19 protein-coding genes are annotated in these 18911 nt (G+C 70.3%); 9 read left to right on the forward strand and 10 right to left on the reverse strand.

Features of this window, described 5'->3' with window-relative positions:
• Positions 1 to 14: 14 nt before the first annotated feature.
• Positions 15 to 269, forward strand: a complete 255-nt coding sequence (locus IEY55_RS08645) for a hypothetical protein (protein ID WP_189055821.1) — start codon at positions 15 to 17, stop codon at positions 267 to 269.
• A gap of 204 nt (positions 270 to 473) precedes the next feature.
• Here IEY55_RS08645 and IEY55_RS08650 read toward each other — a convergent pair whose 3' ends face one another.
• The 4 genes from IEY55_RS08650 to fbaA all read right to left on the reverse strand — a co-directional run bounded on the left by IEY55_RS08650 (position 474) and on the right by fbaA (position 3950).
• Positions 474 to 1565 carry an FUSC family protein gene (locus tag IEY55_RS08650; RefSeq protein ID WP_189055823.1) on the reverse strand — a complete coding sequence of 364 codons (1092 nt, stop codon included), beginning with the start codon at positions 1563 to 1565 and terminating at the stop codon, positions 474 to 476.
• A gap of 170 nt (positions 1566 to 1735) precedes the next feature.
• Positions 1736 to 2365 (reverse strand): SRPBCC family protein, encoded by a 630-nt coding sequence (locus IEY55_RS08655; RefSeq protein WP_229686192.1) that lies wholly within the window; start codon positions 2363 to 2365, stop codon positions 1736 to 1738.
• Between the two features lie 10 nt (positions 2366 to 2375).
• On the reverse strand, positions 2376 to 2801 hold the full coding sequence (locus IEY55_RS08660) for a DUF3151 domain-containing protein (protein ID WP_373289980.1): 426 nt from the start codon (positions 2799 to 2801) through the stop codon (positions 2376 to 2378).
• Between the two features lie 114 nt (positions 2802 to 2915).
• On the reverse strand, positions 2916 to 3950 hold the full coding sequence (fbaA, locus tag IEY55_RS08665; RefSeq protein ID WP_189055829.1) for a class II fructose-bisphosphate aldolase: 1035 nt from the start codon (positions 3948 to 3950) through the stop codon (positions 2916 to 2918).
• Positions 3951 to 4375: 425 nt separating this feature from the next.
• Between fbaA and IEY55_RS08670 the strand changes: the two genes are divergently transcribed.
• Positions 4376 to 5308, forward strand: coding sequence for an aldo/keto reductase (locus tag IEY55_RS08670; RefSeq protein WP_189055831.1), 933 nt, complete (start codon positions 4376 to 4378; stop codon positions 5306 to 5308).
• 10 nt (positions 5309 to 5318) lie between these two features.
• On the opposite strand, the gene IEY55_RS08675 is transcribed toward IEY55_RS08670, so the two are convergent.
• Positions 5319 to 5600, reverse strand: a complete 282-nt coding sequence (locus IEY55_RS08675) for a YciI family protein (RefSeq protein ID WP_189055833.1) — start codon at positions 5598 to 5600, stop codon at positions 5319 to 5321.
• Positions 5601 to 5660: 60 nt separating this feature from the next.
• Between IEY55_RS08675 and IEY55_RS08680 the strand changes: the two genes are divergently transcribed.
• Positions 5661 to 6242, forward strand: a complete 582-nt coding sequence (locus IEY55_RS08680) for an RNA polymerase sigma factor (protein ID WP_373289981.1) — start codon at positions 5661 to 5663, stop codon at positions 6240 to 6242.
• A 162-nt stretch (positions 6243 to 6404) separates the two neighbouring features.
• On the opposite strand, the gene IEY55_RS08685 is transcribed toward IEY55_RS08680, so the two are convergent.
• The 5 genes from IEY55_RS08685 to IEY55_RS08705 all read right to left on the reverse strand — a co-directional run bounded on the left by IEY55_RS08685 (position 6405) and on the right by IEY55_RS08705 (position 12731).
• Positions 6405 to 8282: a DUF5107 domain-containing protein gene (locus IEY55_RS08685; protein WP_189055837.1), complete on the reverse strand. Its 1878-nt coding sequence runs from the start codon at positions 8280 to 8282 to the stop codon at positions 6405 to 6407.
• A gap of 41 nt (positions 8283 to 8323) precedes the next feature.
• A complete protein-coding gene (locus IEY55_RS08690; RefSeq protein ID WP_229686193.1) occupies positions 8324 to 9235 on the reverse strand; it encodes a carbohydrate ABC transporter permease in 912 nt (303 codons plus the stop codon).
• Between the two features lie 17 nt (positions 9236 to 9252).
• Positions 9253 to 10215: a carbohydrate ABC transporter permease gene (locus IEY55_RS08695; RefSeq protein WP_189055839.1), complete on the reverse strand. Its 963-nt coding sequence runs from the start codon at positions 10213 to 10215 to the stop codon at positions 9253 to 9255.
• A 3-nt stretch (positions 10216 to 10218) separates the two neighbouring features.
• On the reverse strand, positions 10219 to 11517 hold the full coding sequence (locus IEY55_RS08700; RefSeq protein WP_189055846.1) for an ABC transporter substrate-binding protein: 1299 nt from the start codon (positions 11515 to 11517) through the stop codon (positions 10219 to 10221).
• Between the two features lie 428 nt (positions 11518 to 11945).
• Positions 11946 to 12731 (reverse strand): DeoR/GlpR family DNA-binding transcription regulator, encoded by a 786-nt coding sequence (locus tag IEY55_RS08705; RefSeq protein WP_189055848.1) that lies wholly within the window; start codon positions 12729 to 12731, stop codon positions 11946 to 11948.
• Between the two features lie 138 nt (positions 12732 to 12869).
• On the opposite strand from IEY55_RS08705, the gene IEY55_RS08710 reads away from it, so the two are divergent.
• The 6 genes from IEY55_RS08710 (at position 12870) to IEY55_RS08735 (ending at position 18769) form a co-directional block, all read left to right on the forward strand.
• Positions 12870 to 13742, forward strand: a complete 873-nt coding sequence (locus IEY55_RS08710) for an SIS domain-containing protein (protein ID WP_189056102.1) — start codon at positions 12870 to 12872, stop codon at positions 13740 to 13742.
• A gap of 48 nt (positions 13743 to 13790) precedes the next feature.
• Positions 13791 to 14723, forward strand: a complete 933-nt coding sequence (locus tag IEY55_RS08715; RefSeq protein WP_229686194.1) for an ROK family protein — start codon at positions 13791 to 13793, stop codon at positions 14721 to 14723.
• A 135-nt stretch (positions 14724 to 14858) separates the two neighbouring features.
• Positions 14859 to 15998 carry an N-acetylglucosamine-6-phosphate deacetylase gene (gene nagA / locus IEY55_RS08720; RefSeq protein ID WP_189055852.1) on the forward strand — a complete coding sequence of 380 codons (1140 nt, stop codon included), beginning with the start codon at positions 14859 to 14861 and terminating at the stop codon, positions 15996 to 15998.
• 23 nt (positions 15999 to 16021) lie between these two features.
• Complete coding sequence (locus IEY55_RS08725) at positions 16022 to 16855, forward strand: class II fructose-bisphosphate aldolase (protein WP_189055854.1); 834 nt, start codon at positions 16022 to 16024, stop codon at positions 16853 to 16855.
• 538 nt (positions 16856 to 17393) lie between these two features.
• Entirely contained in the window at positions 17394 to 17612 is a 219-nt protein-coding gene (locus tag IEY55_RS08730) for a hypothetical protein (protein WP_189055856.1), read from the forward strand.
• A 422-nt stretch (positions 17613 to 18034) separates the two neighbouring features.
• Entirely contained in the window at positions 18035 to 18769 is a 735-nt protein-coding gene (locus IEY55_RS08735; protein WP_229686195.1) for a DedA family protein, read from the forward strand.
• Positions 18770 to 18911: the final 142 nt, after the last annotated feature.

The following is an 18911-nucleotide window of genomic DNA, read 5'->3' on the forward strand; positions in this document are numbered from 1 at the left end:
GCCATCCTGGTGTGATGAGCAGCCAACGCAGTTCGGAGTTCAAGGCGGCCCCGGGTGGGGTGATGACCGATGAGGTCGGGGTCATCACCGGAGACCTGGAGCTGCGCACCAGCCACACCGAGGACGGCATGGTGACGGTCGAAATCCGCTACGCCGGAGCCGACGAGTGGTACCGGATCAGTGCGGCGGAGGTGAAGCTGCACGATCCCCGCGACCACGACGCGATCCACACGGCGCTCCTCGGCGTCCTCCACCGCCCGCTCGGCTGAACGGCGGCGCCGCTACGCGGCTCGCCCCGGCCCGGCGATCGTGCCCATCACATCCGCGAGCGCCGAGGGAGATCCCGCGCACGGTCCGCCTCGCTTCCACGGCGGCGCTGGGCAGGTCGCGGCGAGGCACTGACTCCCACTACTCGGCTCGGAGTGAGTTAGCCGCCCGGGCTGGTCTCACCGCTCCGAGATCGTGGTACGCGTTCACTGCTTTCCGGGGCGGTTGAGGGCTGGCAGGGCGGAAACCGCGTCGTCGCGACTGACACCGGTGGCCTGCAGGAGGTCGACGACGATCGACCGGAGCTGGGCCACCACGACACGCATGGAGAATCCGGTGCCGGCGGCCAGCTCACCCGTAGCCGCCTTGGCCGCCTGCAGTGCGACCCGCCGCGCCTGTACCGGTTCCTTTCCCGCCGCCAGCTCGTCCCGCAAGCTCTCAGCGGCCTCGGCAAGCGTGCGCAGCACACCCGGCAGGCCGGCCGGGACAGGTTCCCCGTCCCGCAGCGCGGCGAGCGTGCGCCGCACGAGCACACGCGTGTTGCGCATCGCGTAGTCCAGCGGCACCGCAGCGGCCTGGTACCGCTCCAGTTCTCCCCTCCGCCGCCACCGGATCGGGGCGATGGTCGCGATCTCCGACCCGGTCTCCAGGGCGGCCCGAAAGTCCTCCAGGAGCCGTTGACTGCCCCGCGCCCGGCTCAGCGCGGCGGCCGCGTGTCCGGTGTCCCCCTCCACAGCCGCCTCCGCGGCTCCGCGCAGCGCGGCCGCCAGCTCGCTGATCACCAACCTGCCATACCGGTGCGCCACGGTCAGCGGGTTGGCCGGCAGCAACGCGGTGACAGCAAGACCGATGAACCCGCCGATCAACGCGTCCACCATCCGGTCGAGACCGCCGCTCTCGTGCGGTGGCAGCAACGTCGCCACCAGCACCGCGGAGGAACCCGCCTGCAACGCGATGACGCTGCCGCCGTCGAGCAACACGGCCGTGCCCATGGCCAGCGCCACGACCAGAAAGATCTGCCACGGCCCCGACCCGATCTGGGAGATCAGCATGTCCCCCACGCCGATCCCGACGCTGACCCCCGCCACCAGCTCGACGACCCGGCGCAACCGCTGCCCCAGCGAGACGCCGAGGACGATGACCGCCGCGATCGGCGCGAAGAACGGTCGCTCGTGGTGCACCACGTCCTTCGCGACCAGCCAGGCCAGGGCGGCGGCGATCGAGCACTGCAGGATCGGCAACGCGTTCCGGTACAACCGTCGCGCCCGACGCCGGATCCCCTCGCGCACCCCGTCCACGGCCGTGATTCTCGCGCCTGGCCCACACCCGCGTCCGATGAGGGTTCTACGAGGTCAGCGCACGGCCCGCGGGACGCCCCACAACACAGCGGCCGACCGGCGGCGGAAGAGTGGTACGAACGAGAAAAACAGCCCGCGCAAAGGCGACGGGGTGGCACAAAAAAGGACGTTCAGCGACGTCGGAAAGCCCACAAGGTCAACAGCAGCCCGGCAATGGCACCGGCCGACACCGCGAACGGCATGATGCCGATCGGCGTTCGCCGCGGCGGAGCGGGCACCCTGGCCAGCTCGTCCGCGTTCCGTGCCCGGCGCCGCTCCAGCTCGAGCAGCAGGCTCCGCTCACCCCTGGCCATCGCCCAGCGGTGGTTGGCGGCGAAGATCGGCTTCAGCACCGGCGAGACATGCCGCAGCAGCGGCTTGTTCGCCCGGACCCGCCAGTCGAAGTTCACCTCGACGTCCGGGCCACGCTGCCGCAGCCGGATCTCGCCCCGGCCGGCAAGGTCGCCGGTGGCGGTGAAGAGGGTCCGCCTGGCCTCCCGCCGGGTGACGTGCATCCGCCACCGCAGCTGGTAGGGCAGCCAGCCCGTGGTGTGCAGGTCGTACCGGGCGCCGACGCCGCTCGGCGCACCCGGGGTGATGCGCCGCACCGCCAGGTACACCGAGGGCCACCAGCGGACCAGGTCCGCTGGGTCGAACAGCACGTCGGCCACCTCGGCGGTGTTGCCGGGCACCAGCCAGCGGGTCCGGAACCGGTAGTAGTGCGCGGACCGCGGGCGCAACCTGGTGATCGGCGCGACCATGGCCACCCGCTCAGGTCAGCCCGGTCGCGGCGGGCGCGGCCGGGTCGCTGTCGGCCAGGAACTGCCGGCACCGCTCGTACTCGGGCTCCTCCCCGATCTCCGCGGCGGCCCGGGCCAGCGCGGCCAGCGCCCGCAGGAAGCCCTGGTTCGGCCCGTGCGACCAGGGCACCGGGCCGTGTCCCTTCCAGCCGGCGCGGCGTAGCTGGTCCAGGCCGCGGTGGTAGCCGGTGCGGGCGTAGGCGTAGCCGGCGACGGGGTCGCCGGCCGCGAGCGCCCGCTCGGCGAGCGCGGCCCAGGCGGCGCTGAACTCGGGGTGGGCGCGGGCCACGTCGGCGGGGGCCTCACCCCGCTCGAGGGCGGCCTGCGGCTCCGGGTTCTCCGGCAGCAGGGTGGGCTCGGGACCGAGCAGGTTGCCGTGCAACGTCATGCCCGACATGGTGCCTCACGACCGGGTGGTCGCGGGACTCCACCGGCCGGAGCAGCCGCCTTCGACGACGACGGCCCGCCGGCCACGCAGTGCGCCGGCGGGCCGCGGTACGCAACCCGATCGTCAGCCGGCGATCATCCGGCCGGCCGACTTCAGGTCCTCGCACGCCTTGGCCACCCGGGCGGCCATGGCCTGCTCGGCCTGCTTGAGGTAGCTGCGCGGGTCGTAGGTCTTCTTGTTGCCGACCTCGCCGTCCACCTTCAGTACGCCGTCGTAGTTGGTGAACATGTGGCCGGCGATCGGCCGGGTGAAGGCGTACTGGGTGTCGGTGTCGATGTTCATCTTGATCACGCCGTAGGAGACCGCCTCGTGGATCTCCTCCAGCAGCGAGCCGGAGCCGCCGTGGAACACCAGGTCGAACGGCTTGGAGCCGGCGGCCAGGCCGAGCTTCTCGGCCACCACGTCCTGCCCCTGCTTGAGGATCTCCGGACGCAGCTTGACGTTGCCCGGCTTGTAGACGCCGTGCACGTTGCCGAACGTGGCGGCGAGCAGGTAGCGGCCCTTCTCGCCGGTACCGAGGGCATCCACCGTCTTCAGGTAGTCCTCGGCCGTGGTGTAGAGCTTCTCGTTGATCTCGTTGGCGACGCCGTCCTCCTCGCCGCCGACCACGCCGACCTCGATCTCCAGGACGATGTTGGCGGCGGCGCACTCGGCGAGCAGCTCGGCGGCGATCTCGAGGTTCTCGTCCAGCGGCACCGCGGAGCCGTCCCACATGTGGGACTGGAACAGCGGGTGCTGCCCGGCGGCCACCCGCTCCTTACTCAGCGCGACCAGCGGCCGGACGAAGCCGTCCAGCTTGTCCTTCGGGCAGTGGTCGGTGTGCAGCGCGATGTTCACCGGATACTTGGCGGCGACCACGTGCGCGAACTCCGCGAGAGCGGCCGCGCCGGTCACCATGTCCTTCACCTTGGTGCCGGAGAGGAACTCCGAACCGCCGGTGGACACCTGGATGATGCCGTCGCTCTCGGCCTCGGCGAAGCCGCGCAGTGCGGCGTTGAGCGTCTCCGACGAGGTCACGTTGATGGCCGGGTAGGCGAAGCTGTTCGCCTTGGCCCGGTCCAGCATCTCCGCATAGACCTCGGGGGTCGCGATGGGCATCGGTCGTCCTCCTTGGCGGGCCCTGCCGTTTTCTGCGCATCCTACGAGCCTTCCCGGTCCGGGTGAGGCCCGGCGGCGGCCCAGCTGACATGCGACGACCTGCGGCAACCCGCCGCCGCTGGTCGGCACGATCCAGTGCGGGCTGCGCCGATCGGGGGCGGCACGGACCGGCTCGGCTGAACGGATTCACTCGGAAGTGCCAATTGCCCGCCCCGCGGAAGCCGGCGACGGCCACGGCAGCTCGCTGATCTCGGCATACGGGGAGCGACCGGAATCGACATGGATCTCGGCACTACCCGGGCCGCCGGCCGGCCGTGAGGGCCGCCAGGAGCGGCGCGGGTCCGCTTCACCTTCTGCCACCGGGTGGAACTCCCGGACTGACTCGAACCCCGAAACCTACTTGCGTCCACATCTAGGTTAGATACGTGACCAATATTTCCGGCACCACTCTCGACGTCTTCCCGCTCTGCCTCGGTGGCAACGTGTTCGGTTGGACCGCCGGCGAGGAGGAGTCCTTCGCCGTGCTGGACGCGTACGCGGCCGCCGGCGGCAACTTCGTCGACACCGCTGACGTCTACACGGAGTGGGTCGAGGGCAACTCCGGTGGGGAGTCCGAGACCATCCTGGGTCGCTGGCTGGCCGCCCGCGGGAACCGGGACGAGATCGTCGTCGCGACGAAGGTGGGCATGCTCTCCGGGTACGACAGCCTGGATGCCCGAACCATCCGCTCCGCGGCCGAGAACTCGCTGCGCCGCCTCGGCGTCGACCACATCGACCTCTACTACGCGCACCGCGACGACGAGAAGACCCCGCTGGTGGAGACCCTGGCGGCGTTCGACGCGCTGGTGAAGGAGGGCAAGGTCCGCCATGTGGCCGCGTCGAACTACTCGGCGCCGCGGCTCGCCGAGGCGCTGGCCGTGAGCGACCGCGAGGGTTTCGCCCGGTTCGTCGCACTCCAGCCCGAGTACAACCTCATGGAGCGGCCGAAGTACGAGGGCGAGCTGGCCGACCTGGTGGCACAGGAGAAGCTGGCGTCGTTCCCGTACTTCGCACTGGCCTCGGGCTTCCTGACGGGCAAGTACCGACCCGGGGCCGAGATCAGCAGTGCCCGATCCGGTCGCGCCGCCCAGTACCTCGACGAGCGGGGCGCGCGGGTGCTCGGCGCGCTCGACGAGATCGCGCGGGCACACGGCACGCCGATGGCAGCGGTCGCCCTGGCGTGGCTGGCGGCGCAGCCGACCGTGGTCGCACCGATCGCCAGCGCGCGGACGACGGAACAGCTGGCCGAGATCCTGCCGATGGTGGATCTCGCGCTCACGCCCGAGGAGCTGGACAGGCTCACCACGGCCTCGTCCTGACCGCTACCCCTCAGGCGGTGGGCCACGTCCCGAGGAGGGGTTTCCACTCCCGGACCGTTGTGCGCTCGATCACGCCGGCTTTCGTGTAGGGGTCGGCGTCGATCACCTGGCGCAGCTCGTCGGCGTCGGCGACCTGGTAGACCAGCATCGACCCGGTGTCGTCCGCCCACGGCCCCGCGGCCAGCAAGATCCCGCGCTCGGCCAGCTGCCGGCAGTACTCGCGGTGCGCGGGGCGCACCGCGAGCAGCCGCTCGCGGCCGCCGTAGGCCAGCTCGACGACGAACCGGGTCATATGGCCCTCCTCACTGGCGGGTGGCTCGGTCGTGGCGACGCTACAGGTACCGTCATGCAGGTGACCGGCCGGAACAGTGACGAGCAGGGGGTCGAGCGCACGGTCGAGCGGACGCTCGGGCACCTGCGCACGCTCGACCGGGAACCGGCGGCGGCCAGCGGGCCGCTGACCCTGGAGGACCTCTATCGGCAGCACCGGATGCGGCTGGTGCGGCTGGCGATCCTGCTCGTCGACGACGCCGCTACCGCCGAGGACGTGGTGCAGGAGGCGTTCACCGGCCTGTACCGGCACTGGTCACGGTTGCGTGACTCCGCGGCGGCGGTCGGTTACCTGCGCACCGCCGTGGTCAACGGCAGTCGCTCGGTGCTGCGCCGGCGCAAGACCGCACGGGAGTACACGCCGCCGCACGCCACGACGGCACGTTCCGCAGAGTCGTTGGCCATGTTGACGGCGGAACATCAGGCGGTGGTGACGGCACTCTCGCAGCTTCCGCCGCGGCAGCGCGAGGTGCTGGTGCTGCGGTACTACGGCGGGTTGACTGAGGCGGAGATCGCCTCCGCGACGGGCATCAGCCGCGGCACGGTCAAGTCCACGGCGAGCCGGGCGCTGGATTCGCTGCAGAAGATCATGACCAACAGCTGACCGCGCCACGACCTGTCCGCGCGGCTTTCCTGACCTACCAAGCACAATCTCTGGGTGGAGTACGGGTAAAACGCCCCGCACTCGGGCACTCCACCGATTTTCCTTCTTTGTCGCCAGTTTCTGGTTTGCCTGCCGGGCTTGCGGTTGCCCGACCCGGGCTGCTCACTTCATCCGAAAGTCGTAGCGGGTGGGTAGCGGCTCACCTGGGCACGCCTCGGCCCACAGCTGGTCGAGGCTGACTTCGCCCTCCCGGAGGTCGGGCACCTCGATGCCCCCGCGGAGCAGCCGTGCCGCCTCGTCGCGAAGCCCGGCGGCAAGGGCGGCCCGGACCCGGGTGAGTCGGACACGGCCGTGCCCGGCGACCGTGGCGGGTAGCTCGGCAATCAGTTGCAGCGCTCGTTTCGGTTCATCGGCGGTCATCAGCGCCTCGGCGGCTTCGACGGCGAGTTGCCGGATGCCGGGGGCGAGCGTGTGTGCGGCCAGCATCCCCTCGACAGCGTCGGCCTTCCCGCCGTGGACGGAGTCGACCAGGGCCAACGCGCGCCACGCCCACGCGGTCTCCACATGGACCAGCGAGGTCTCGTAGTAGCGACGTGCGGTCTCCAGGTCGCCGCCCGCATGGGCGATCACTCCCAGGTGGTAGCAGGTAGCCCAATGCTGGGGTGACCGCATGAGCCGGGACGACCAGTCCGCACCGAGGATGTAGGAAACCGGGACATCTTCCGGGGCGGGTTCGGGGAGTTCGCCGGTATCCACGAGCGTCAACCACGGCCACTGTGCCGGCCCCAAGGTTCCGCCGAACGGGGCCCCGGGTCCGCACAGGGGTGCCTCTCCGGCGCGCTCGCGTCGGATCTCCTCCAACGCGCCCCATCCGCTGCCGTGGCCCAGCATGCCCTGTGGTGGCTGGTCGGCGTTCTTTCGAAACTCGGCAAAGGCACCATCAAGGAGTTCCCGTCGTGGCAGCACGTCCTCCACCGCGGCGAGCGCGGCCGACCAGTCGGCTCCATGGACAGCGTTGGGCTCAGCCGTCACCGGCCCGTACGCCTCCACCCAGGCCCACTCCGCTTCCGGCGGCATTGGCAGGTGCTCATACTGGGTGCGCGTAAGTCCTGCCTGGATCTCACAGTATGGAGTGGGGTGCGGGCCACCCAGCCATTCCTGCCAATGGCGTCCTCCGACGGTCTCCCCCCACACGAACAGTTTCCGGCCGGACAGGAACGGCGTCGAGATCTGCGCCAGGCCGTAACCGGTTGTGTCGAGCGCGGCGATCCAGGGCCGGCTCGATTCGGCCGGCAGGTCGTAGAAGTAGTCCGCTGCTGTGCGGGCTCGCAGGGGCCGTGACGCGTCCTCCCCGACTTGGAGAGGAACGTTCACGCACTCCAGCTGGCCGCGGTAGGAGGTGCGGAACGCGCGAGTAGCCGGTGCCAGTACACGCAGGTCGTCGCGCTGGGCTACGGCGGCGTTCGACCACCAGTACATCGGGACCGTATCCAACGAGGGGTTACGGATACGCACCCCGACGAGCAGTACCGGTGAGTCTTCGGGAAGCCACGCATCGATCTGGAAGACCACCCCGCGAATGCGTTCGTACTCCCACATGCGCAGCACCGGGCCGCCAACGTGAGCCACCACTGCTGCGTGGACGGGATCACAGGTGAAGGGACTGTGTCCCCGGGTGCCGATGTTCCACTCCACGCCCCCGGGGAACCACGCACCGCGGAGCGCGAGGTTGGCCGGCTGCACGATCGCCGGGACGTGCAGGAGTTCTCGGTCCCGATCCTTGTCGATCAACGACCAGAGCCTTCCGCCCCATCCCGGCAGGAAGGTCGCGCGCAGGCGCGCGTTCTCGAGCACCACCGCGTCGGTGGTCGTCATCTCCGGCGACCGCTGGTACCCGTCCTGGACGAGGTAGGGCACGACCGTGCTGACCTGTCCGTAGCGGGCTCCGTTCTCAATTTCGTCGGGTACCTCGGAGAAGTCGGGCTTGTACGGCGGATCCAGCATCCCGGCGAGTGGCGGCAGCGGGTTCTCGGGCCCCACCGCGGAGATCGGAAGCCGAATGCTGTCGGTCCATAGCCGGGTCACTTCACGGCCCCAACCGTCATACCCTCGATGATCCGCCGGCCGAGCCACAGGTACAGGGCCAGCATGGGAAGCACCAGGATGCACACGCCGGCGAACAAGGTTCCGTAGTCCGCGCCCGAGTACTGCTGTGTCTGCAGGAACCCCAGCAATGACAGGGACAGTGTCTGTTTCGCGCTGTCCTGTATGAAGACTAGCGCGATGAACGTCTCGTTCCACAGCCCGATGAGGTTGAGGATGAGCGCGGTCAGTAGTCCGTTGCGGGCCAGGGGCAGGACGATCTGGACGAAGGTGCGGATGGCGCCGGCGCCGTCGATCGCGGCGGCCTCCTCGAGCTCCTCGGGCAGTGAGCCGAAGAAACCGCTCAACAGGAAGACGGTGAAGGGAACGGACAGCGCGACGTAGAGGACGAACAACCCGGTCAGGGTGTTGACCAGGTGGACCTCCTGCATCATCACGAACAGCGGGATGATGATGACCTGCACCGGGATGCCGATTCCCATGGCGAAGAAGACGGCCATCGCGCCCGACATCCGGCTCCTGCTCTTGGCCAGCACGTAGGAAGCGGGGGCGGAGAGCAGTACGACCACGACGGATGCTCCGACCACGAGCAGAACGGTGTTCAGCGCGGCCTGCCCGAAGTTGCTGTCCGTCCACGCCTTGACGAAGTTGCCGAACTGACCGAAAGTGTCGAGTCCCCACGGTGAGCGGAAGATGGCGGTGTGGTCCCGCAGGGCGGCAAGGAACATCCACAGCAGGACCACGATGTTGAAGGCCGCCAACAGCCACACCAGCACCGTGCCCAGCCGGCGCAGCGGACCATGCTCACCGCGGCGCCGGTCGCGTCCACGCCGCGGCCCGCCTGCCAGCGGCGATCGCGCTGTCTGCACCGGAACCCGCTCCGCGACCACCAGAATCCACCTCCGAGTCAGAACTGCACCGCTTCCCGCCGCATCAGGCGGCGCAGTAGGACGACGAGCACGGTCATGGCGGCCAGCGTCACGACCGCCGAGGCCGAGGCGTAGCCGAACTGGTACTGCGGCACCCGGCCGCCGAACGTCGAGCCGTACACGAACAGCGCGCTGTTCCATACCTCGAGCGTGGGCATGTCGTTCGTGGTGCCGCCGAAGGCGTAGATGAACTCGAAGATCTTCAGTGAGGAGATCGTCCACAGGACCGCAGCGGTGGCCACCACCTCCCAGGACAGCGGCAGCGTGACGTGACGGAAGCGTTGCCACGCCGTGGCACCGGCCAGGGCGCAGTCCTCGTAGAGGTCAGGCGGGATGCGGTCGACGCCGGCCATGATGATCGTGGTGTAGAAACCGGTGTTCACCCAGATCAGGCCGACCAGGATGACCGCGAACAGGTGCTCGCCGAGCCAGTTCGGGCCCGGGCTGCCGGTGAGGGCGTTCCACGCGGCGCTGAACAGCCCTTCCGGGCTGCGGAACAGGAATCCCCACAGCACCGACAGCACCACCGGCGCGACGATGTAGGGGAAGAACAGGACCGCGCGGACGAAGCGGCGGCCACGCATGTCGCGCAACACCATGGTGAGCGCGAAGCTCATCGCGAACGTCGAGGCACCCACCAGGACAAGGATGATCATGGTGTTGACGAAGGCGCCGAGGAACGCCGAGTCGCCGAGCAGGGTGCGGTAGTTGTCCAGGCCGCGCGGGCTCATCTCGCCCACCCCGTCCCAGCGGTGGAAGCTGATCCACATCGAAGCCGCCGCCGGGGCGATGAAGAACCCCAGGTAGGTCACGAGTGCGGGTAGCAGGAACGGCCAGAACAACCGGCGCCGGCGCCGTCCGAGCGGTGTGAATGCAGACCCGGCACGGACGACCTGTCGCCGTGGCTCCACCCTGGCGGCCCGAAGGGCGGGGGCGCTCACGGTTCACCCCTTCTTCTTCCAGTAGTTGGCCTGCTTCTCCTTCAGCTGCTGGAAGAAGCCCTCGATGTCCAGTTGTCCCTTGAGGAACTGGTTGTTCACCGGCCAGAGGACTTCCTCGGTGTAGCCGGGATAATCGGCCTGGATCCCGTCCTCGCTGCGGGCGACGTGGAGTTGCTCGGCGGCCTCGGCCAGGCTGGTGAGTTCCGGTGGGGCGGGGAGTTCGGGGTTCGGGGTGAGGTTCTTCGCAACCGTGGCGATCTTGCCGAGGTGCTCGTCTCGCAACACGTAGGCGATGAACCGTTCGGCGTTCCCCGCGTGCTGGGCCCGCGCGGGAATCGCGAACCCGATGCTCTCCACCGGCACGTACCGCTGGTCGCCGGGGGTGGGTAACGGCGCGAAGTGGTACTGGAAACCGGGGCGGGCCTTGGCTCCGGTCTCGCTCGGGGCCCAGCTGCCCATGAGCAGGAAGTCGGCTTCGCCCTGCGCCCACTTCTCCTGGATCGCCGGCCACTTGCTTCCGTTGTAGCCGGGGACGAAGTAGCCGTCGCGTACCAGTGTGGCGATCTCCTCCAGCACCGGGCGGACCCCGGGGTGCCTGCGCCACGCCTCGCCCGAGTGATCGGCGGCCAGCTGGTTGACCTGCTCGGCGCCGAGGGCACCCTGTAACAGGCCCGTGGTCCACAGATTGTTGTACTGGCCGATGTCGGCGTCGAGGGCCAGTGGGGCACGGCCGGCGGCTTTGCGGTGCGCAAGGAGTTCAACGAACTCACGCCAGGTCCGTGGTGGTTTCGCCGCGACTTCGGGAAGTTGGCTGGCGTCGAACCACAGGCCGTAGCCGATCACCTCGTAGGGCGCCAGGAAGGGCTTGCCGTCGTTCTTGACCGCGTCGGCGTATCTGGGGGCGATCACGTCGGAAACCTTGCGACCGTCGCTGACCGGGGAGTTGTAGAGGCCGGTGAGATCGCGGTAGGCGCCGGAGCTGACGAGGGTGGCGCGCATCAGGTTCTGGTCCTGGTCGACGAGATCCGGGACCTCGCCGCCGCGCAACGCCGGGACGATCTTCTTCAGCACGTCCCGGCCCTGCCACTGGATGTCGACCTTGGTTCCGGTGTCGCGCTCGAACGCCGCCGCGGTTTGGTGAAGCACCTGGGCCTGCGGCTCGTTCTCCTTCCACATCGACCAGTAGGTCACCACGTTCTCGTCCCGACCGCCGGAGGAGCCACAGCCGGTGAGCGACAGGGTGAGGGCGCCGGCCAGCAGGGCGGCGGAGAGACGGCGAGTGCGGGAGCCGTACCGAACCATGTCTCCCCCTCGGGTGGGCTAAATCACGCGATCGGGTGCGCGATTTCGCTCATATTCCCCACCAAACGAGCAAGAGTCAACAGTTAGGGAGCGGAACCTGTTACCAGGTTGCACCGGACAAACCTGAGCACGTCTCGCGCCCGCGGACAAGCGCCGATCGGCGACGGTCGAGACCCGGCTGGCCACCGCCCCCAAGCGCCCACCACGGCGTGGGTCCATGGCCTGGCAACCGGTCCATGTCTTTCGGTCGTGTGGAGCCGGCCCCCACGCGGTGCATTACGAAGGAACGCTGGACTGTCCGCGCCAGTGGAAGTCCTCGACCGACCCGACTGATCGCTCGATCTCGGCTGTCCGCGTCCACGCTGCGGGCCGCGGGCCACGACCGGTGGGGCCGGGCACCCGTCCGGGCGCGCTCTCCGGGCACGTGGTCAGACCCGCAGGACCTGCACCCCGCGTTCCTCGAAGCGCCGCACGTCCCCGTCCGCCGCGTCCGAGTCGGTGACGAGCACGTCGATCTCGTCGGTCGCGCAGATGCGTGCGAACGCCGGTGCACCAATCTTCGACGAGTCGGCGACCACGACCACCTTCCGCGCTCTCGCCGCGAGCAGGCGGTTGATGCTGGCCTCGCCCTCGTTGTGGGCGCTCGCGCCGGACCGTGGGTCAACGGCGTCGACCCCGAGGAACGTGATGTCCAGCGTCAGCTCGTCGAGGATCCGGGTGCCCAGCGGACCGATCAGCTCATAGGACTGCGGCCGGGCCACGCCCCCGGTGACCACCAGCTTCACCTGTGGGCGCACCGCCAGCTCGTTGGCGATGTTCAGGGCATTGGTGACCACCGTGATCGCGGTGTCCCCCTCGCCCGGCCCGAGATCAGCCCGGGTGGCCAGTGAGCGGGCGACCTCGGTGGCGGTGGTGCCCCCGTTGAGCCCGACGACCGAGCCGCGGGAGGCGAGCGCGGCGGCGGCCTTGCCGATGCGTTGCTTCTCCCCGGCGTGCCGCATGCTCTTGTACCGCAGCGGCAGGTCGTAGGAGACCGCGTGCGCCACGGCCCCGCCGCGCGTGCGGGTGAGCAACTGCTGCTCGGCCAGATGGTCCAGATCGCGGCGGATGGTCGCCGCGGAGACCGAGAGTTCCTCGGCGATGTCGTCGACCTCGATCCGGCCACGGTCGGCGAGGATCTCCAGCAGCGCGTTCAGGCGCTCGTAGCGGTTCACCGGTCACCTCCGCGCACATGATCGCGCATGACGCCTCGACGGGCGACTGCTTGGGCGTGCACAATCGTGACTGTTTGTACGCAGTTACGCGCATACACACGCACCTGGGAGGCGGCGGTGGCCGAGCAACCGTTCGTCATGTCCGAGATCCTCAGCCAGCCCGACTGCTGGCGGCGCGCGGCCGGCCTGGCCGCACAGGTCGAGGAGGTGATGCCCGGGCGGAACGAGCGGGTCGCCGTCGTCGGCTGCGGGACGTCCTGGTTCGTCGCGCAGTCCTACGCGGCACTGCGCGAGGGGCTGGGGCGGGGACAGACCGACGCCTTCGCCGCCTCCGAGTTCCCCCGGGGTCGACGGTACGACCGGGTCGTGGCGATCACGCGCTCGGGGACCACGACCGAAGTCCTCGACGTGCTGGGTGAACTGCGCGGGACCATCCCCACGGTGGCGTTGACGGCCGACGGTGACACGCCGGTCGGGTCAGTGGCGGATGCGGTGGTGGCGTTGGACTTCGCCGACGAGCGCTCCGTGGTGCAGACCCGGTTCGCCACCTCGGCGCTCGCACTGCTGCGGGCCTCGGTGGGGGCGGAGCTCGCCGCCGCCGCGGCCGACGCCGAGCGCGTGCTGGCCGAGCCGCTCCCGCCCGAGCTGCTGGAGGCCGAGCAGTTCACCTTCCTCGGCCGGGGCTGGACCTGCGGCCTGGCCGCGGAGGCGGCGTTGAAGATGCGGGAGGCGGCCGGGGTGTGGACTGAGGCGTACCCGGCGATGGAGTACCGGCACGGGCCGATCAGCGTCACCGGGCCGGGCCGGGTGGCCTGGGTGCTCGGGGAGTCCCCGGCCGGACTGCCGGACGAGATCGCCGCGACCGGTGGCGTGTTCCGCGGCAGCCGGTGGGACCCGATGGCGGAGCTGGTGCTGGTGCAGCGGCTCGCGGTGGCGTTGGCACGGCGGCGCGGCCTGGACCCGGACCACCCGCGGCATCTGACCCGTTCGGTGGTCCTGGACCACGCCTGACACAGGTGGTGTAGACCAATGGTGGGTGGATGGCGCAGGATCGCAGGCGTGGCATCCACCCGCACCGTGGTCGCCGTCGACGTCGGCGGCACCGAGACGAAGGCCGCGTTGGTCAGCGGCCGGCCCGCGGCGGCGGTCCCGTTGGCCGAGCACCGGCGGCCGACGCCCAGGCGTGCCGACTCCGGGACCACCGTCGCCGCCGTGGTCGACCTCGTCCTCTACCTGGTCGAGGAGCTGCGTCGGGAAGGCGGCCGGGAGGTCGAGGCCGTGGGCGTCGTCGTGCCCGGCGTTGTCGACGAGGAGCGCGGTGTCGGCGTGTACTCGGCGAACCTCGGTTGGCGCGACGCACCGTTCGCCGAGCTGTTGACGGCCAGGACGGGCTTGCCCACGGCCTTCGGGCACGACGTGCGCGCCGGCGGGCTCGCCGAGCTACGGCTGGGCGCGGCCCGGGGCCATCGAGACGCGCTGATCATGCCGATCGGTACCGGGATCGCGGCCGCCATTGTCGTGGGCGGACGGGTCCACAGCGCTGGCGGCTACGCCGGCGAGCTCGGGCACATCGACATCGGCCACGGGGAACCGTGTGGCTGCGGTCAGCGCGGCTGCCTGGAGCGGGTCGCGTCGTCCGCCGCCATCGCCCGCCGCTACACCCGACGCAGCGGGCGCGAGGTTCGGGGCGCGGTCGACGTCGCGGAAGCGGTACGTGCCGGCGACCAGGATGCCGTTGCGGTGTGGGAAGAAGCGGTAACCGCGTTGGGCAAGGCGCTTGTACTCGCCTGCACGATCCTCGGCCCGGAGGTGGTGGTGCTGGGGGGTGGGTTGGCGCTGGCCAGGGAGCTGCTCACCGAACCGCTGGGCCGGCGGCTCAACGAGCTGATGACTTTCCAACGCCCTCCCGAACTGCGGCTCGCCGAGCTGGGCGACGGCGCCGGCCGCCTCGGCGCCGCCCTGCTGGCCCTGGATCTGCTGGAGGCGCGTTGAGCCTTCTGGTGTTCGCAGGTGGGCGGCCTCGGGTCACGCGGCCCGGGCTTCCCGCGTCACGGTTCCGGCGACAAGGGGTCCCGGGACCGCGTACCCCCAGCCGCGCGACTGGGGTATCCGTCGATTGGAGGCCCGATGAGCATGCTGCTACGGGGCGGCACCGTCGTCACCCAGGACGGGGTGCTGGACAACGGCTGGGTCGAGGTGTCCGGCGGCCGGATCTCCGGCGTCGGCACGGGTGAGCCGGCCGGTGGTCACGGCTCCGTCGTCGACCTCGACGGGCAGTGGGTGGTTCCGGGCTTCGTCGACATCCACTGCCACGGTGGCGGCGGGGTGTCGTTCGGCTGCCGCGAGCAGGAGCAGATCGCCTCGTCGGTGGCGCTCCACCGCCGCCACGGCACGACCACACTGCTGGCGAGTCTGGTCTCCGAGCCGATCCCCGCACTCGCCGAGCAGGTGGCCGTGCTCGTCGACCTCGTCACCGACGGGCTGGTCGCCGGGGTCCATCTGGAGGGCCCGTTCCTGTCGGCCGCCCGCTGCGGCGCGCACGACCCGGCGCTCCTGCGACCGCCCGCGCGCGTGGACGTGCAGGCTCTGCTCGACGCGGGCCATGGCACGGTGCGGATGTGCACGCTCGCGCCCGAGTTGGAGGGCGCTGTCGAGGCGGTGCGCCAGCTCGTCGATCAAGGCGCGATCGCCGCGCTGGGGCACACCGACGCCACCGAGGCGCAGGTGCTGCCCGCTGTGGACGCCGGCGCGACGGTCGCCACGCACCTGTTCAACGGCATGCGCCCGTTGCACCACCGCGAGCCCGGACCGATCGGTGTGTTGCTCGACGACGAGCGCGTCAGCATCGAGCTGATCTGCGACCTCGTGCACGTCGCACCCACCATGGTGCGGCTGGCTGCGCGACATGCCGGCACGGCGCGAACCCTGGCGGTCACCGATGCCATGTCCGCAACCGGGATGCCGGACGGCTCCTACGTTCTGGGCGAGCTGGACGTGACGGTGCGGGACGGGGTTCCCACGCTCGCCAACGGCGCGCTCGCCGGTAGCACGCTCACGATGGACGTCGCCTTTCGGAACCTGGTGCGGTCCTGCGGGCTGACCGTGCCCGCGGCGGTCGAGGCGACCGCCACGCGGCCGGCCGCGCTGCTCGGCCTGGCGGGGGAGACCGGGGCGATCCGGGCCGGGCTGGCCGCCGACCTCGCCGTGCTCGACGACGACCTGCGCCTGCGCCGCGTCATGCACCGCGGGAGCTGGGTCTCCCAGTGATGCGACCGACCAGGAGGTAGCCCGTGCCGCTCACCCCGACCGGCGAGATCGTCGACGCCGCCGCCCGTGCCGGCCGCGGCGTCGGCGCGTTCAACGTGATCCAGCTGGAGCACGCCGAGGCGCTCGTGGCCGGGGCGGAGCGGGCGGGCGCCCCGGTCATCCTGCAGATCAGCCACAACTGCGTGCGCTACCACGGCGCATTGGAGCCGATCGGGCTGGCGACGCTGGCGGTGGCGCGACGGTCGTCGGTGCCGGTGGCGGTGCACCTCGACCACGCCGAAGACGCCGGTCTCGCGCACGAGGCGGTCGAGTTGGGCTTCACGAGCGTGATGTTCGACGCCTCGAAGCTGGAGTACGGGGAGAACGTGCGCGCCACCACCGAGGTGGTCGTGCACTGCCACTCTCGTGGCGTGTACGTCGAGGCCGAGCTGGGCGAGGTCGGGGGGAAGGACGGGGTGCACGCGCCCGGTGCGCGCACAGATCCGGAGCGGGCTCGGTCGTTCGTGGCGGCGACCGGCGTGGACGCGTTGGCGGTCGCGGTGGGCAGTTCCCACGCGATGGTGACCAAGAATGCCGCCCTGGACTTCGATCTGATCGGGCGGTTACGGGAGGCGGTGCCGGTGCCGCTGGTGTTGCACGGCTCGTCCGGCGTGCCCGAGGCCGACCTCACGCGGGCGGTAGCGGCCGGCATGACCAAGGTCAACATCGCGACCAGTCTGAACCAGGCGTTCACCGGGGCGGTCCGGGGCTATCTAGACCAGTACCCCGACGTCGTCGACACCCGGAAGTACGTTGCGCCCGGCCGGAAGGCCGTGGCAGATGAGGTGGCACGTCTCCTCGGCGTACTCAGAGCCTGAGCCTCGGAGGTGGCGTCTCCCACCAGGCGGCAGTCCCAAGGGTCGGACCAGTCGAGATGTGGCGGGCACGGCATCGCGCGCAGAAGGCCGCCCCGGCCCCGGCTGAAGGAGAGATCCACGCTGCCGGTGGTGGGACTCGGCTCTCGCCGGAGCCTGCACGAGATCCCCGAGGAGCCACAAGCTGGCATTGTTGCCAGCCCTGTCTTCGGCGTTCCGGTGTCAGGGCGGTCGGCTACGGCCCTCCGTTCGGTGTGGGCGGCCTCATCGGTTAAATATGGCCCGCTCCATCGCACCGCAGGGGTGGATCGGCGCCTACATCGGCGCGACCGTCCGGTGGCCCGGGGCACGCGGCGGCGTTGTTCCTCGCCCTGGGCCGGTCCGAGAACGTGTTGGGAAGGCGTGTCTCGAGGGTGAATGCCGAGACACAGCGCCGGCTGCTCACGGCCGAGCCAAGGCAGCCGCAAGCCTCCACACCTGCTCCGAGCTGGCTCGGGCGGGAAGCCGCCGCATCCGGGCCCTCCCGCTACCGTGAGGAACCGTGAGTACCTCGGACGATCCCGAGCGGCTGCTCGCCGAGGCGCTGCGGGCGCAGGCAGTCACCAACGGGTCACCTCCGCCCCCACCGAGCCCCGAGCCCCCGCCACCGCCACGCGAGACGCCGGCAGAGGCGCCCCTGGCGGCCCGTTGGGTTCTGCTGCTGGCGGTGCTTCTCGGGCTCGCCGTCGGGTGTGTCATCGGGCTCATCTCCGTGCTCTGACCGCGGTGGTCGGTGATGCCCCGGCCAGCGACACCGGCTCGGGGAAGGCACGTCCCGGGTAAAGGCTGGCCCGATGTGGAGGACGCCGGGTGGCTGGCGGTTTGGCGCCATTTGATCATGCTCCGTCGGCGGGATGGCGGCGGCCGTACCCGCTCCGGCGGGCCTTTCCGGCGGGACGGCACCGGCGCTCGATCCTGTTCTCCGGCTGGTCCCGGCTGCGGGATACGCGCAGGGGTACGCGCATCCTGCCACCACCGACGCCGGTAGCTCCGGACACCGACCGCCACGTTCCGCGGTGGTCACCTGCCGCGTCCCGGTAACCGGTGTCATGCCTGCTCCAGTGGCTGCTTCACGTTGCGTGGCCGGGAAACGGCTCAGGGTCGCGCGGTGCCTGTTCAACGAGTGCCGGTACCTTGGGCGGGGTGACGACCGTTTTGCCCGCCGTCGCGAGCACGGCCGCCCCGCTCGCACTCGGTCCGCAGTGGCTGCAGCCCGAGTACATCATCACCTCGATGGGCGCCTTCGCGCTGATCGGGCTCTGCCTCATCGTCTTCGTCGAGTGCGGTGCCTTCGCCTTCTTTCTCCCCGGTGACTCCCTGCTCTTCGTGGCAGGCATGTTCACCGCGGCGGGCGCGATCCAGGTCGGCGACTGGCCGGCACCGATCTGGCTCGTCTGCCTGTTGTTGACGATCTCCGCGCTGCTCGGCAACGTCTGCGGCTACGCGATCGGCTGGCGGGTCGGCCCCGCATTGTTCAACCGGCCGGATTCGCGGTTCCTGAAAAAGGAACATGTCGACAAGACGCACGAGTTCTTCGAACGGCACGGCGCGCGGGCGATCGTGCTCGCCCGGTTCGTGCCCATCGTGCGGACGCTCATCACCGCGATGGCCGGCGTGGGACGCATGGACCCGAAGAAGTACTTCACGTACTCGGTCATCGGCGGTATCGCCTGGGCCACCGGCCTCACGGTGCTCGGCTACTTCCTGGGCAACATCGCGTTCATCAAGAACAACATCGAGGCGATCCTCGTCGGCATCGTGCTGCTGTCGGTGCTCCCGATCATCGTCGAGTACGTGCGGAACCGGCGGGAGAAGAAGGCGGCGGTCGCCGCGGCGGCAGAGATGGACGCCGCCACCGAGGAGATTCCCCGCGTCTGAGCCGAAAGGGTCGTCGTCGAGGGGCTGTGCCGCCAGTGGCACGGCCCCTCGACTTTGCGGTCCTCCGCACCGGTCGTTTGCGGGCGGCAGCCGAGGCGGGCCGCAGGAGTCGATCCACAAGCCTCGGAGTTATCCACAACCC

The sequence above is a fragment of the Longimycelium tulufanense genome (assembly GCF_014645795.1).
GTDB lineage: Bacteria > Actinomycetota > Actinomycetes > Mycobacteriales > Pseudonocardiaceae > Longimycelium > Longimycelium tulufanense.